This window comes from Secundilactobacillus similis DSM 23365 = JCM 2765 (assembly GCF_001311075.1).
Taxonomy (GTDB): Bacteria; Bacillota; Bacilli; order Lactobacillales; family Lactobacillaceae; genus Secundilactobacillus; species Secundilactobacillus similis.
In genome coordinates this window covers 1-13,666 of the sequence record NZ_BBAD01000085.1, presented here as the reverse complement: position 1 = coordinate 13,666, position 13,666 = coordinate 1, and the positions used below count along the sequence as shown (strand labels likewise).

The 13,666-nt window shown below is 45.8% G+C and carries 15 protein-coding genes, 2 pseudogenes and 1 other annotated feature; of the genes and pseudogenes, 1 reads left to right on the top strand and 16 read right to left on the bottom strand.

The features are described from left to right. Positions 1–209 precede the first annotated feature (209 nt). Positions 210–1,871, bottom strand: coding sequence for a HAMP domain-containing histidine kinase (locus JCM2765_RS13960; RefSeq protein ID WP_054737254.1), 1,662 nt, complete (start codon positions 1,869–1,871; stop codon positions 210–212). Beyond that, complete coding sequence (locus tag JCM2765_RS13955; protein WP_054737253.1) at positions 1,868–2,554, bottom strand: response regulator transcription factor; 687 nt, start codon at positions 2,552–2,554, stop codon at positions 1,868–1,870. The genes JCM2765_RS13960 and JCM2765_RS13955 overlap by 4 nt, the downstream gene beginning before the upstream one ends. 501 nt (positions 2,555–3,055) lie before the next feature. Between JCM2765_RS13955 and adhP the strand changes: the two are divergent. Beyond that, a pseudogene (adhP, locus tag JCM2765_RS13950) lies at positions 3,056–4,074 on the top strand (alcohol dehydrogenase AdhP). 1,380 nt (positions 4,075–5,454) lie between these two features. On the opposite strand, the gene rpmF reads toward adhP, so the two are convergent. From rpmF to infC, 14 genes and pseudogenes are all read right to left on the bottom strand, one after another. Continuing rightward, entirely contained in the window at positions 5,455–5,634 is a 180-nt protein-coding gene (gene rpmF, locus JCM2765_RS13945; protein ID WP_054737252.1) for a 50S ribosomal protein L32, read from the bottom strand. A 67-nt stretch (positions 5,635–5,701) separates the two neighbouring features. Further along, positions 5,702–6,262, bottom strand: a complete 561-nt coding sequence (locus JCM2765_RS13940; protein ID WP_054737251.1) for a YceD family protein — start codon at positions 6,260–6,262, stop codon at positions 5,702–5,704. A gap of 107 nt (positions 6,263–6,369) precedes the next feature. Continuing rightward, positions 6,370–6,501, bottom strand: a complete 132-nt coding sequence (locus JCM2765_RS18850; protein WP_263849472.1) for a hypothetical protein — start codon at positions 6,499–6,501, stop codon at positions 6,370–6,372. Then, entirely contained in the window at positions 6,498–7,514 is a 1,017-nt protein-coding gene (locus JCM2765_RS13935; protein WP_225352112.1) for a nucleotidyltransferase, read from the bottom strand. The genes JCM2765_RS18850 and JCM2765_RS13935 overlap by 4 nt, the downstream gene beginning before the upstream one ends. A gap of 1 nt (position 7,515) precedes the next feature. After that, complete coding sequence (locus tag JCM2765_RS13930; RefSeq protein WP_054737250.1) at positions 7,516–8,259, bottom strand: class I SAM-dependent methyltransferase; 744 nt, start codon at positions 8,257–8,259, stop codon at positions 7,516–7,518. Then, entirely contained in the window at positions 8,256–8,612 is a 357-nt protein-coding gene (gene rsfS / locus JCM2765_RS13925) for a ribosome silencing factor (RefSeq protein ID WP_054737249.1), read from the bottom strand. The genes JCM2765_RS13930 and rsfS overlap by 4 nt, the downstream gene beginning before the upstream one ends. 15 nt (positions 8,613–8,627) lie before the next feature. Further along, complete coding sequence (yqeK, locus tag JCM2765_RS13920; RefSeq protein ID WP_420852584.1) at positions 8,628–9,236, bottom strand: bis(5'-nucleosyl)-tetraphosphatase (symmetrical) YqeK; 609 nt, start codon at positions 9,234–9,236, stop codon at positions 8,628–8,630. After that, on the bottom strand, positions 9,229–9,861 hold the full coding sequence (locus JCM2765_RS13915; RefSeq protein WP_054737248.1) for a nicotinate-nucleotide adenylyltransferase: 633 nt from the start codon (positions 9,859–9,861) through the stop codon (positions 9,229–9,231). The genes yqeK and JCM2765_RS13915 overlap by 8 nt, the downstream gene beginning before the upstream one ends. Before the next feature lie 29 nt (positions 9,862–9,890). Further along, complete coding sequence (gene yhbY / locus JCM2765_RS13910; RefSeq protein WP_156301810.1) at positions 9,891–10,208, bottom strand: ribosome assembly RNA-binding protein YhbY; 318 nt, start codon at positions 10,206–10,208, stop codon at positions 9,891–9,893. 14 nt (positions 10,209–10,222) lie between these two features. Further along, positions 10,223–11,358, bottom strand: a pseudogene (yqeH, locus tag JCM2765_RS13905) (ribosome biogenesis GTPase YqeH). Further along, on the bottom strand, positions 11,342–11,884 hold the full coding sequence (locus tag JCM2765_RS13900; protein WP_054737246.1) for a YqeG family HAD IIIA-type phosphatase: 543 nt from the start codon (positions 11,882–11,884) through the stop codon (positions 11,342–11,344). Before JCM2765_RS13900 ends, yqeH begins: the two are co-directional and overlap by 17 nt. 286 nt (positions 11,885–12,170) lie before the next feature. Continuing rightward, positions 12,171–12,524, bottom strand: a complete 354-nt coding sequence (rplT, locus tag JCM2765_RS13895; RefSeq protein WP_054737245.1) for a 50S ribosomal protein L20 — start codon at positions 12,522–12,524, stop codon at positions 12,171–12,173. Positions 12,525–12,600: 76 nt separating this feature from the next. Beyond that, positions 12,601–12,798, bottom strand: coding sequence for a 50S ribosomal protein L35 (gene rpmI / locus JCM2765_RS13890; protein ID WP_054699968.1), 198 nt, complete (start codon positions 12,796–12,798; stop codon positions 12,601–12,603). Positions 12,799–12,828: 30 nt separating this feature from the next. Further along, complete coding sequence (gene infC, locus JCM2765_RS13885; RefSeq protein ID WP_054737244.1) at positions 12,829–13,350, bottom strand: translation initiation factor IF-3; 522 nt, start codon at positions 13,348–13,350, stop codon at positions 12,829–12,831. Between the two features lie 41 nt (positions 13,351–13,391). Then, positions 13,392–13,519, bottom strand: a sequence feature (ribosomal protein L20 leader region). Positions 13,520–13,666 lie beyond the last annotated feature (147 nt).

Genomic DNA, 13,666 nt, shown 5'->3' with positions numbered 1-13,666 from the left:
GGCCGAATTCTGAGACGTGTTTTTCCGGCTCAGAATCGTGCCCACGGTGTTCCAGCCCAAATTTTCTGACCGACCGGTTGTGCCCACAATATCACCCATGATTAACGCGCCAACGAAACCAAATTTCACAAACCTCGCACACTATCGCTGGACACAAGCAACAACAAAAAAGTTGAGCTAACAACGTCAGCTCAACTCCAATAATCTAGTTATTCATCATCATGATGCTCTGTATCAGAGGCCCGGTAAACACCAGGAATATCGGTTGATTCAGAAGATTCAGTCGACGCAGTTGGATTCGCACCTAAGTTGGTAACTGGTGCTTCAGCAACGCTTCGTTCTTCTTCGTCCTCTTCTTTAGCGTGATCCAGTTGGATCTTTTCGGTTTCAGAAATCAGTGGCAGTTCAATTTGGAAAATCGAACCTGCTCCGACGGCACTTTCAATGCCAATCGTGCCCTTGTAGGCTTCAATCAACCGCTTCGCAATCGATAAGCCTAAACCGTTACCGCCCTTATTCCGACTCCGCGCTTTATCGACCCGGTAGAATCGATTGAAGACCCGGTCCATATTTTCTTGAGAAATCCCTTCACCGAAATCTTGAACAGCAACCTGCACTGCTCGGCCACTTTCAGAAAGTGAGACGTGAATTTCGTGTCGGTTCACCGAGTATTTAACGGCGTTATCCAGCAAGATAATCAACACTTGTTCAAGGTGGTTCCGGTAAATTTGTGAGTAGGCATGCCGTTTGACGTCATCATCCAAGATAAACGTGAAATCTGGATGGATCATCTTGAAGTCGTTAAAGACTTGGTTAACCACTTCTTTGACGTCCGAGGTTTCATGATTCATCGTAATTTCAGCTTGTTCAGCCCGGGTAAGGTCTAACATCTCGGTGACCAAACTCTGCATCCGCTTAGTTTCTTGCATCGAGGCATTCAGAGATTCGTTCAAAATCTCCGGATCATCCTTTCCCCAACGCTGGAGCATCTCAATATGGCCCTGAATCACTGCAACCGGTGTCCGCAATTCATGGGAAACGTCCCCAACGAATTGCTGTTGCTGATCAATATAGCGTTGCATTTGATCCAGCATGTCGTTAAATAAATTGCTCAAATCTGATAGCTCATCGCCATGAGTCGACGCCGGTACCCGTTCATCAGATTGAGGATCTGAGCGCACCGCCAACATCGTTTGGTTCAACGCGGTGATTGGCCGCAACAGGTACGCTGCCAATACATAGCTAAAGACGGAAGCTGCAAATACCGCTGATACCAGCAGGACTAACAAGATCAAAATAAACCGTTGTCGGGCTGCCTTGTACTCGCCCATGGAATTCGTCACTTGCACGTAACCCAAAAGTTCATGCGTTTTGCTTGAATAAACCGGCGCTTGGCTAACCAAGCCGTTAAACCCGCTCGTTTTGACTAACTTCATACGACGTGTCTTGGACAGCTTCTCATTCTTGAGTTGATTTTCACGTGATGTAAAAATTTCTTGTTTTTTGGCATCAAATACTGTCACACCGGTACTATCTCGAGAAAGATCCGTAATCACGGTATTTTGATAAATATTCGTGCTTTCCTGAATCGACCCACTCGGCTCATTCAATGTTGGTTGTAATGCCGTCCCAACCGCGCTAGTCGTGAAATGGCCTTGTAGGTTATCTACCCGACTTAAAACCGTGTCAACCGTACTGTTAACGTGCGATTTTTCTTGTTGAAGCAAGACCCCCGAAAGGCCCTTGAATAACAGCAAGGAAAAGACTGAGAAAATGATAAAGACGCCGACAGCTGTGCCGAGCGCCCATTTCCACTTTACTGATAATCGACGCTTCTTAGCCGTTGGAGTCTGAATTGGTGTCTCGCTCATGAACGCATCACGTACCCAGTACCACGAACGGTTTGGATGTAGCTCTTTTCACCCGCCCGGTCAATCTTGTTTCGGAGGTAACGCACGTAAACGTCCACCACGTTCGTTTCAACTTCGGATTCGTAACCCCAAACCTTGTTTAATAAGACGTCACGCGCCAAAACAACGTTCACGTTTTCCATCAACGTTAACAGCAGTTCGTATTCCCGCTTCGTCAAGTTGATCACTTCATCGCCACGACGAACGACCCGGTTTTCCTTTTCAATCGTCAAGTCCTTGTAAGTGACCGTGGTCTGCTTAAAGTCCTTTTGTTCACTTTCAATGTGAATCCGCCGTAACAGCGCCCGAACCCGTGCCAGTAATTCTTCAATCGCAAATGGCTTAACGATGTAATCATCGGCACCATGATCAAACCCAGAAACCCGGTCGATCACTGAATCCCGTGCAGTCATCATGATAATTGGGGTACTCTTGACTTCACGAATCCGACGAGCAACATCGATCCCATTTAATTCTGGCAACATTAAATCAAGCAAAATAACATCAAAGTCTTCAGCCAATGCAGCATCTAACCCTGTCCGACCGTTAAATTGAACTTCAGTTTCGTAACCTTCATGCTTTAATTCCAATTCAACAAACCGTGCTAAGTTCTTTTCATCTTCAATAATTAAAATTCGACTCATTTTAAACGAACTCCTCATAACCAAATTTTTTTACGTTTTAATGTGAAACGCCGACAGTAGTTAAACCAGTGCTAATTACTGCTCAATTTATGACTCGATTTAGCATCGTGACCGTTAACCGAATCGTCTCATCAAGCTACGCGATTCTATTAATAGCCACTTGTCTAAATTCTAATCTCGACTGACCGTAAAAAACAGCGATTTCTTAGACTCTCATATAGAGAGAATACGTCTAATTGCAATTCTCATAATACCATATTAACGGGCTTTACCACAACGATGATGTGAGCTGAATTCTCATTTTTTAACGGTTTTACGCTGAGATGTTTAATTTAATCCATAATCACCAGTTTTTTTAATTTGAAAATAATCATTACTCTTTCTTAATAGGATAAATTTTTGAAAAGAATTATGATTGCTCAAAAAATCACTTTAACTTTTGGAAAACCTGTGTTTAAATAACATTGTGAAATCATAAACGAGAAAGAGGTTATTTTAATTATGAAAGCAGCAGTTGTACGTGATTCAGTAGATGGCTACGTTGATATCAAAGATGTTACCCTTCGTCCAATTCACCATGGTGAAGCCTTAGTTGACGTTGAGTATTGTGGATTATGTCACACAGATTTACACGTTGCCGCTGGCGACTTCGGTGCTGTACCTGGCCGGATCATCGGTCATGAAGGTGTCGGAATCGTTTCACAAGTTGCCGATGACGTTGAAACTTAAAAGTTGGCGACCGGGTCTCAATCGCTTGGTTCTTCAAGGGCTGTGGTCACTGTGAATACTGTTTAACGGGTAACGAAACCCTTTGTCGTAACGTCCAAAACGCCGGCTTTACTGTTGATGGTGCCATGGCACAACAAGTTATCGTTGATGCTAACTACGCCGTTAAGGTTCCTGAAGGCCTTGATCCAGTCGAAGCAACGTCATTAACCTGTGCCGGTGTTACCATGTACAAAGCTTTAAAAGTTGGTCAAACTAAGCCTGGTCAATGGGTCGAAGTTGTTGGTGCCGGTGGTTTAGGTAATTTGGCTATCCAATACGCTAAGCACGTCTTTGGTGCTCACGTTGTTGCCGTTGATGGGAACGAAGATAAGTTAAAGGCTGCCAAGGATAATGGCGCTGATATTTTAATCAACCGTCACACGCAAGACGTTGCTGAAGAAATCCAAAAGCAAGTTGGTGGGGTCCACAACGCGCAAGTTACTGCCGTTAACAAGTCTGCCTTTACCCAATCAGTTAACGCCTTACGTCCAGATGGCCGTTTGGTTGCCGTTGCCCTTCCTCAAGGCGATATGGAATTAAACATCGCTAAGACGGTGCTTGATGGGATCCAAGTTGCCGGTTCACTTGTCGGGACTCGTCAAGACCTTGCTGAAACCTTCCAATTTGGTGCCGAAGGTAAGGTTCACCCTATCGTTCAAACTCGTCGCTTAAGCGAAATCAACGACATCATCGATGAAATGAAAGCTGGCCAAATCGTCGGCCGGATGGTTATCGATTTCACTAAGGAATAAATTTAAACTAAAGATTTTTATGAAAGCTGTCGTTCTCACTTTGGGAATGACGGCTTTTTTATTTTCATCAGTTAAACCCGATACAGCACGTGTTACCTGACAGTTGCATTTTAAATTTTGAATGTGCTATAGTTAAAGCATTACATAAGAAAAGAGGCTTAACGATGGCTGAATACACGGTTACGCTCAGCGAAGCTGACTTAAACATGATCAAGGACTGTCATTCAAAGAACCCTTCAATCATGAAATCCCTTGAAAACGCTAAGAAGAACGCCTAACCCCTCTTCTTACCGGATCAAAGCAAACGTCCCTAACCACGGTTATGTACTGGTTAGGGACGTTTTTTGGCTACTCACTGCACGTTATATTATCGCACTGCACACTGTCGCTTGTGTCCAGCGTAAGCATGTTCAGTTTGTGAAGTACGGTGATTCTGGTTTTCTGATTGTGGGAGGATGCCGCGGGAGGCTCCGGCGCTATGCGAGGCTGGAACGCAGTGGCGGGCCTACGAGCTAGGAATGGCTGAGGACCGCCATGCCGGATCTCTCAGGACCCGCGTATGACTAAAGCACTCGCGGCCCGAACCCCACGGACCACGACTGCTTAAGTCATACCGACACTGCTGAGCCTCGCGCGCCTCCGCCTCCCGCTACGTAGTGCGCCGTTGACAACAGAACAGCTGACTGCCACATTCTGAAGTTGACGAAACTGCGTGGTGGCAACGTTGGACAGTAACCCAATAGCTGCAGAAACAATTATGGTCGATGCTCAGTTGTCGGAATGAATCGACGATTGCGCTGTAGAAGATTCGCCAAGCGTGCGTCACATTTACGTAGATTTAACGTAGTTACGTTAACACTCAGACTGCGTCAACTGAGGCGTTCGTCGAATCAACGTTGACCGTTGCAATCCTGTAGCCAACCGTACAGTCAGGCACTTGAGATGTTCTACGATAGTACCGAACTGCGCAATGCGAGATGGAGGTAGCCAGCCAGGTGTATGCTGTGTCGCGATAATTGGTGGTTGTTGGCGACTTTCCAACAACCGCCAATTATCGGGGACGAATTTCAGACTCGCATGGGTTTTGGCGAGGCTGAATTCGAGGACTGAGACCGCCCTTTGGCTCAGGCCGGCCCCACAGCAGGAACCTGACCGAATACCGGAATCGACAGTTTACGCAAATCACCGCACTTCACAAACTAAACATAAGAATGCTTGCGCTGGACACAAGCGACAACAGCTATCAATAAAAGCTATTAACATACAATATAGAACAATTTCTGATTTCTAGGTAATCAGCCAACTTCAAAAATTTATAATCCTTTAGACAACAAAAAACACCCAGAGACCGCGGTTCTCATGGGTGTTTTTTCAGTTGAACTAGTTGTTAGTCTTAACAACTTGACGGCCGTCGTAGAAGCCGCAGCTAGGGCAAACAACGTGTGATTGACGTAATTCACCGCAGTTTGGGCAAGCGCTCAAGTTAGGCACTTGCAACTTAATGTTTGCTCGACGCATCCGTTTCTTCGTCTTCGAAGTTTTACGTGCTGGTACTGCCAAAACAAACACCTCCTTTGAAATTTAATAATTTATCCACTAGTGAAAAATTTTTAAGTCTTACGCGATTTTAGTCCTTCTTTGAGTCATCTGAATCAAAGAAATTCTTCAACTTTGCAAGACGTGGATCAACAGTTTGAGTGGTCTCCGCTTCAGGATCCGCTTCACCTTCGATTGAAACCGTCCAGCCTTGGCCTTCTGGTAACACGCCGGTTGCTTCTTCCTCTGGCGTCAACACTTGCATTGGAATCTGCAACAACAGGTTATCTGCGATTGCTTTATCCACATCGATCACATCATCAGTAACGACCATGACCACGTCGGTCTTCTCATACCGGTTTAACCCTGCCTGACTGGCAATGTAAAACTCGGTAATGTCAAACTCAACGGGTAAGGTAACGGGTGCCAAGGACCGCGTCGATGGCACTGTCAGGGTTGCCTTAATGTGTGCAACTAGCATCACATCTCCGCCAGTTTCAACACTTGCAAGCCCACTGATGTGAACCGGGGTTACGTCAAGCACTTCGTCCGGATAACGGTCCATTAAGGCCGCCTTTAAATCCAGAACGTCGTCGAATTTCAACGGTTCATGTCGATAGTCTTTTTGTAACTCGGATAACGACAATTTCAATTCAAATATCCTCCTAACGCAACTTTATTATTATACCGATACTATTTTAGCTTGTCAAGGTAATTTGCTTGATAGTCTTTTAGAGATTTAACAAGCCACCCTAACAATTAATTTTCAAGTCGAATCGGGTGTTGCAACTGATCTTGATTGATACCGGTCACCAGTTGCCGCAAATCACCGGCCTGCCCATCAAGCGCATAGGGCCCGGTTAACCAATCATCCGTCACTCGGGTGATCAACGGTACCGGTGCCGTTTTTTAACTTGGTTCAAATGACGTTGACCACGCTGATTAAAGCCCAAAACTCGGATATAACGTAACGTAGTCGGCAACTGAGCTTGAGTCACCTGCATTAACACGTAGACACAGAGACGTTGCAGCCGAGCGTAAGTAAATCGCTTTGTTTTCGCTAACCGCAAAAAATCAGCGAAGCTCGTCGCCTGCATCGCCGATCGCTTCAATCGGTACTCAATGCCTTCGCTCATCTGGTACAGTCGTTGTAACTGTTCAATTGGTTGACTCACGAGTTGATATCGCAAGTACGGCCAATAAGCATCCCACGAGAGCAACGTCTCAGCCTGTAACGCTTGATAAGTTGTCGGCGGTACAATGCGCTCAACCGTTGACCATTGTCCATTCGCAATTGCTGCTCGAATAGCTGCGCCACTCGCAATGTGCGCGTCATCCGTCACGGTTTCTGATTGGTGATTACTCGTCTGGCGTTGAATCGGCAACATCGTCATGGGTTGCGCCAATTGCCGGTTCGCCACAACGTAGGTAAACCCCAAGATATCATTTGAAGCCCTTAAATTGAGCCCTGTTTGCTCTTGTAAGTAATCATTGAACAGCGTTGGGTAAGTTTCATCAAACTGCTTAAAATGGCTTTTTTCAGCAATCGGTTGGTGAGCAGCCAACTTGGCAAAATCCAGCTCAGGATGTTCCGCGCCAAACGCCAAGGTTTCACACCCTAACGCTGACAAAATTTGGACCGCACCAGCAGCGAATAAGTGTGCCGGTTGCACCGCAAACTGAAACGGTAATTCAACCACTAGGTCAACACCAGCCGCTAACGCCAGCTTGGCGCGCTGCCATTTATCTAATAGCGCTGGCTCTCCACGTTGCATCCAATTACCGCTCATGGCAACGATCGTCAAATCCGCCCTACTTTTCGCTTGCGCAACCCGCAATTGATAAGCGTGACCGTTATGAAACGGATTATATTCTGCAATAATCCCTAGTGTTGATTGTGCCATGTTAACGGGCTCCTTTTTCACACACGAAGAACCACCGGGTCGTGGTTTCAGTCACTGGTTGTCGACCAAAATCAGCTGTAACCTGAACGGCTGAAAACCCTGCTTGTTGTAATAGTTGCTTGTAAGTCGCCAGTGAGTAGGTGCGCTCATGGTGCAGCTCAGCAACTTCATCGTAAGCCTGCTTAACCTCATTATACGTGAAGAATGTCAGGTCATGATCAACTGAATGAGGATCTTCTCCCGCCTCACTCGACCATAAGAACACTTGGTCTTCATCCCGGTAATTAAACATGTACCCTGGATAAACCACGTCCGTTTGATACGGGCTGATCACGTCAAACATAAACTGGCCAGTTGGTGCTAAATGCGCTGTAACCTGCTTAAACGCCTGTAAAAGCGCTGCTTCATCCGGTAAATAGCAGAATGAATCCGCGAAACAGGTCACCGTTTGATAAGTGGCCAACTCACTCAAATCGAGCATGTCGCCTTGAATCAAGGGCAACTCAACGTTGGCTTCTTGGGCATGCTGATCAGCTAAGCTCAGCATTTCATCCGATAAATCAAACCCAGTGACGTTGTAGCCGGCCTTTGCTAACATGACAGCTAACCGCCCCGTCCCACACGCCAATTCTAAGATTGGGGCTTGTGGCGTTGCTAACTCACGTTGAACAAATCCAAGCCAGTCATCGTATAGGTCCGGATCAAATAGCGCATCGTAAAGTTTGGCAAAGGTCTGATAAATCATGCTTCGACCCAGTCAGTTAAGTCAACGAGTGGTGCATCTGACCATAATTTTTCTAGGTTGTAATGGCTACGTTCCTCAGTTTGGAACACGTGAACCATGACGTCGCCTAAATCGATCAGTACCCAACGGGCTGCATCACGGCCTTCGATCCGTTTAACAGTGATACCAGCGTTTTCGGCTGCTTCTTGAACGCTATCGGTAATCGCTTGAACTTGACGACCAGACGTTGCATCAGTAATCAAAAAGTAGTCAGTAATTAAACTAACCCCTTGCATATCTAACGCCATCAAGTTTTCGGCGCGTTTATCTGAAGCCGCTTTAACGGCAATTTCTAAAATTTGTTTGCTATCCATGTGGACACTCCTTAATTAATCTAATTGACTTTGTGGCACCCAGGCGTTGTACGTTGCCAACGTCTTAGGGTAAACCGGTTGATTGTTGGCAATCAGGTAGGCCAAGGTATGCTTCGTTTGATAAGCCACCGCTAAGGCTAGATCCTGATCTGTCAATAAACGGGCTTGTTCAACACCGTCAAAATCCCGACCCGGTTCAATATAGTCGGCCATGTAAATAATCTGCGCCAACGGGGTCATAAACCGGTTTCCGGTCGTATGATACCGAACAGCATCTAAAATTTCCTCATCGTAAATGTGAAGTTCGGCTTTAATAAAGACGGGACCGACCACCCCATGCCAAATGGCGTTGTTCCAGTTCAATAGATCTGGATCTAATTGATTGGCCTTGATGGCGTCAATAAAATCTTGATCTGGCCGTTGCTTGGCATAGTCGTGGACTAACCCCGCAATCGACGCTTTTTCCTGATCAACGCCATACTTGGCTGCCAGACGGACGGCCGTTGCTTCAACCCGTTGCACGTGCGCAAATCGCGCTGGCTTTAATTGGGTTTGAATCTTCGCCAGTAGTTCATCACGCGTCATTGTCGTAATTTGATCTGAATACCTCTGCTCATTAGTCACGGTATAATTGTCGCTCCTTAATGTATTTGGCAACCTGATCTGTTACAAAGTACTTAATGGACTGGCCATGTTTGACCCGGCTTCGGATCATGGTCGAACTGATATCGATCAGCGGTACATCGACCCAAAGTACCGGATACGGCGAATCTACCGGATAGTTTTCCCGGCGAACCCCAACGAACTGGACTAACTTGACCAGTTCATCAATGTGCTGCCATTTCGGCAGGTAGTTCACCATGTCGCCACCGATAATAAAGTAGTACTTGTTTTCGGGATGCTTTTGCGTTAATTCTAACATCGTATCGTAGGTATAACTCAACCCGCCGCGTTGAACCTCAGTCAACTCTAGCCCAAAGTTCTCGTTTGAGGCAATGCTATCCGCCACCATATTGACGCGATCATCGGCATCGATCGCCAACTTTTGGTCAACGTGTGGTGGTGTCGCATCGGGCATGAATAACACCCGATCTAATCCAAGCTGCGTCATCACTTGATCCGCAATGATTAAATGGCCAAGGTGAGGTGGATTAAAGGTGCCACCCAAGATGCCGATCTGCTTGTTGCTGACGCTCGCTGCAAGCTGCTCGACCACCTCAGTATTCGTACGTTCCAGTACTTTTACCATGCTGATTCTCTCCTTATTAGCGCGTTAAATTAAAGCTTCATGACGTTTAACGACACGTCTTGGTACTTTTCTTCGCTTGCTGGTTGGAATAACACCAACACACGACCAATCGTTTGAACAACTTGAATGTGGGTGTTGTCCTCAATGTAGGCCTGAACTTCAGGTACGGTCACTTCAGCTGCCTGTTGCAAGTTGATCTTGATGAGCTCGCGTTTTTGAAGTGCACCATCCAGTTGTTCTAACCAAGCTTGGTTCAACCCGTTTTTACCAACTGAAAAAATGGGGTGCAAGTGATGCGCTTGTGCCCGTAAATAACGTTTTTGTTTGCCTTTTAAATCCAAATTCATTCTCCTTTAATTACCTAAATCATCGCTTTACGCACGACAACACCAACGCCAGCTGGTGCATAACCCGCAACAACGGTGCCAGCTGGAACCGTGATCCAACCAAGACCCTCAAACACTAGGTCACTTTTTTCAGTGATCTTGAATTCGTGACGGGTCAGTGGTGGCAAATCATTGTCTGCGCTGTTAGGTGGCGTCAATAAGTCACCCACGTGCTTATCATAGAACTCGTCCGCATTCGCTAACTTCGTTCGGTGGAGCGGTAAGTTGTTTTCAACAAAAATCGTGAAGCCGTGCTTAGGCCCACTCACATAGTCAAACCGGGCAACCCCAGCTAAGAAAATCGTTTGTTGATCATTTAACTGGTAGACCTTGGGCTTGATTTGTTTTTGTGGGGCAACAATTTTGAGATCCTTACCCGTTAGGAAGTGTGCCATTTGTGATTGATGAATGATCCCGGGGTGTCCACTAAGACGTGATCATCACCCAACGGGATCTCAATTTTATCCAACGTCGTACCAGGGAACCGAGAAGTTGTGATGACGTCTCGTGCACCCGTATTTTGACGAATGATTTGGTTGATCAGCGTTGATTTACCAACGTTGGTGACCCCAACAATGTAGACGTCACGGTCGCCCCGGTATTTGTCTACTTTTTGTAAGAACTGATCCACTGAATGGTTAGTCTTGGCCGACAAGAGTGCGACATCAACTGGCCGAAGCCCCTGTTCATTTGCGCGTTGGCGTAACCAATCACGCAGTTTTGAGCGCTTAAGTGATTGCGGCAACAGGTCTTCCTTATTGCCCACCAATAACACGGGGTTGTCACCAACGAACCGGTGAAGTCCCGGAATGATTGACCCGTTAAAGTCAAAGATATCCACGACGTAAACAATCAGCGCGTTAGCATCCTGAATCTGCGTCAATAACCGTAAAAAGTCATCATCAGTCAGACCAACAGGGACGATCTCGTTATAGTGGCGGAGTCGGAAACAGCGTTGGCAGTAAAGTTCGCCACTAGCAAGCCCCTTTTCTAAGGCCGATTTAGGGGTATATCCTGGTGCCGTCTGGTCAGTGGTTTGAATCTGCGCCCCACAGCCGATACAAAATAGGTCTTCGCCGTCTACTTGTACTTCATTAGTTGTGTTGTCCATTAATTAATTCCTTTCGAAACTTGAGTTCTGGATGCCGGTGCTTTAATGCCCGCATCACAATTTTTTCCAATTGGCGGTTAAGCTTCGTGGTCCAAGCGTCACTATCAATAATTGGCTTAACCAAAATGCTACGTACCCCACACCCATTTGAAGCTGCCACATCGGTCATCAATTGATCACCAACCATCACCGCTTCCTCAGGTTGAACGTGATATTGTCGCAGGGCCCGTTTCAGCCCAAATGGTAACGGCTTTAACGCCCGTGAAATAAACGGCAGTCCCAGTGGTGCAACGGCCTTTTTGATCCGCTTATGTGAGTTATTAGAGACTACCACCAGTTGTATCTGTTCACGCGCTAAGGCGGTCATCCACTCTCGTAAAGCTTCAGTTCCGTACGGATTATTCCACGCAATGAGGGTGTTATCTAAATCCGTAAAGACGACTTTCACGCCAAGCGCCGTTAAGGTCTTAGGTGCAATATCGTAAGTTGCCCGAACCATCCAGGTTGGGGTAAATCGTGCTAGCATTGGCAAACTCCTTTATGCATTATCGGCTTCCATTATACGCAATTAAACCGGCTTTTCCTATTGAAAAGCGCTGTAACCGTCTAATCAGTTCGTCAAACTCAATTGCGATTAAACGACCTCTCTAAAACGACAGGCGTTTCTTGCCACCACCAATAACGCTTATTTTTATCTATCCATTATTGTAATTGTTTCCTATTATAGCTTATATCAGCTTCAACTGTGACCCTTAATCATCAAAAAACGAGGTTGGAAATTATACTCTCCAGCCTCGTTTCAGGGTTAAAAATTATAAAGCCTTTTTAGCAGTTTCTGCTAATGCCTTGAATGCTTCGGCATCATTAACAGCTAAGTCAGCTAACATCTTACGGTTAACTTCAACGTTAGCTTGCTTCAAGCCAAACATCATCTTGCTGTAGCTTAAGCCGTTCAAACGGGCTGCAGCGTTGATCCGTGCGATCCAAAGACGACGGAAGTTACGCTTGTTAGACTTCCGATCACGGTAAGCGTATTGGTAACCCTTCATAACTTGGTCCTTAGCAACCTTAAACAAACGGTGCTTTGAACCACGGTAACCCTTAGCTAATTTAAGAATCTTTTTGTGACGTGCGCGTGTAACTGTTCCACCTTTTACTCGTGGCATATTGAATTCCTCCTAATACTTACGGTCATCATCGTTTTAAAAACGATTAATCGTTTCTGGTTTTAAACTATCCGAATTACTTTTGTAGTAATTGACGGTAAGTTTTCTTAATCGTGTTTGATTCCATCATGGAAGTCCCACGTAATTGACGACGTTGCTTCTTGGTCTTACCGTGGAAACGGTGACTCGTGTAAGCATTCGCACTCTTGATGCCGCCCTTGGCAGAAACTTTAAAACGCTTGGCAGCAGCGCGGTTTGTCTTCATCTTTGGCATAATCGAAAATCCTCCTCAAATACTATACAACTAGTTTTCGTTTTTTGGTGCAAGCATCAAAAACATGCTACGACCGTCCATTTTTGGACGTTGTTCAACGGTTGCAACATCGCTTGTTTCTTCAGCCATCCGGTTCAAAACTTCGCGGCCGATTTCCTTATGGGTAATCGCGCGGCCCTTAAACCGAATTGAGACACGAACTTTTTCGCCCTTAGCCAAGAACTTCTTAGCGTTCTTAAGCTTCGTGTTGAAGTCATTCGTATCAATCGATGGACTTAAGCGAACTTCCTTCACGCTAACGACCTTTTGCTTCTTACGGGCTTCACGTTGCTTCTTTTGCATCTCGAACCGGTACTTCCCGTAATCCATGATCCGGGCAACTGGTGGCTTTGCCTTTGCGGCAACCAAAACAAGATCCAAGTTAGCATCTTCAGCCAATTGAAGCGCATCCCGCTTACTCTTAATGCCAAGTTGTTCGCCATCTGCAGCAATCAACCGAACCTCGCGAGCGCGGATTCCTTCGTTAACCATCATATCGTTTGCTATGGTCATTCACCTCCGAGTGAGTTTGAAAAATAATCAAACGTAAGTCCCACCTAAATAAAAAACGGGTGCTAACAGCGCACCCGTTAAATATCCGAACTAAAAAGTTCGGTTTATTTACGTATCAGCCCAGCAGCGTTAGCCACAAGGCGAGAAGCGGGTGCTTCTACTTACATTTATCAACTCAACTAGAATACCATGTATCCTAATCTCTGTCAACGGTTGTTACTTCAAAAGCTCACGAATAAGAATTATAGCCCATTCCTTTACAGTTGTCGACCCTTTTTTAGAAAAAACAAACGTTCACTATCAGAAATTATTGTGC

Bases quoted from the DNA above. Each gene is read 5' to 3' on its own strand.
- JCM2765_RS13960 (WP_054737254.1), bottom strand. From the start codon at position 1,871: ATGAGCGAGACACCAATTCAGACTCCAACGGCTAAGAAGCGTCGATTA.
- JCM2765_RS13955 (WP_054737253.1), bottom strand. From the start codon at position 2,554: ATGAGTCGAATTTTAATTATTGAAGATGAAAAGAACTTAGCACGGTTT.
- JCM2765_RS13935 (WP_225352112.1), bottom strand. From the start codon at position 7,514: ATGGCACAATCAACACTAGGGATTATTGCAGAATATAATCCGTTTCAT.
- JCM2765_RS13930 (WP_054737250.1), bottom strand. From the start codon at position 8,259: ATGATTTATCAGACCTTTGCCAAACTTTACGATGCGCTATTTGATCCG.
- rsfS (WP_054737249.1), bottom strand. From the start codon at position 8,612: ATGGATAGCAAACAAATTTTAGAAATTGCCGTTAAAGCGGCTTCAGAT.
- JCM2765_RS13915 (WP_054737248.1), bottom strand. From the start codon at position 9,861: ATGGTAAAAGTACTGGAACGTACGAATACTGAGGTGGTCGAGCAGCTT.
- yhbY (WP_156301810.1), bottom strand. From the start codon at position 10,208: ATGAATTTGGATTTAAAAGGCAAACAAAAACGTTATTTACGGGCACAA.
- JCM2765_RS13900 (WP_054737246.1), bottom strand. From the start codon at position 11,884: ATGCTAGCACGATTTACCCCAACCTGGATGGTTCGGGCAACTTACGAT.
- rplT (WP_054737245.1), bottom strand. From the start codon at position 12,524: ATGCCACGAGTAAAAGGTGGAACAGTTACACGCGCACGTCACAAAAAG.
- rpmI (WP_054699968.1), bottom strand. From the start codon at position 12,798: ATGCCAAAGATGAAGACAAACCGCGCTGCTGCCAAGCGTTTTAAAGTT.
- infC (WP_054737244.1), bottom strand. From the start codon at position 13,350: ATGACCATAGCAAACGATATGATGGTTAACGAAGGAATCCGCGCTCGC.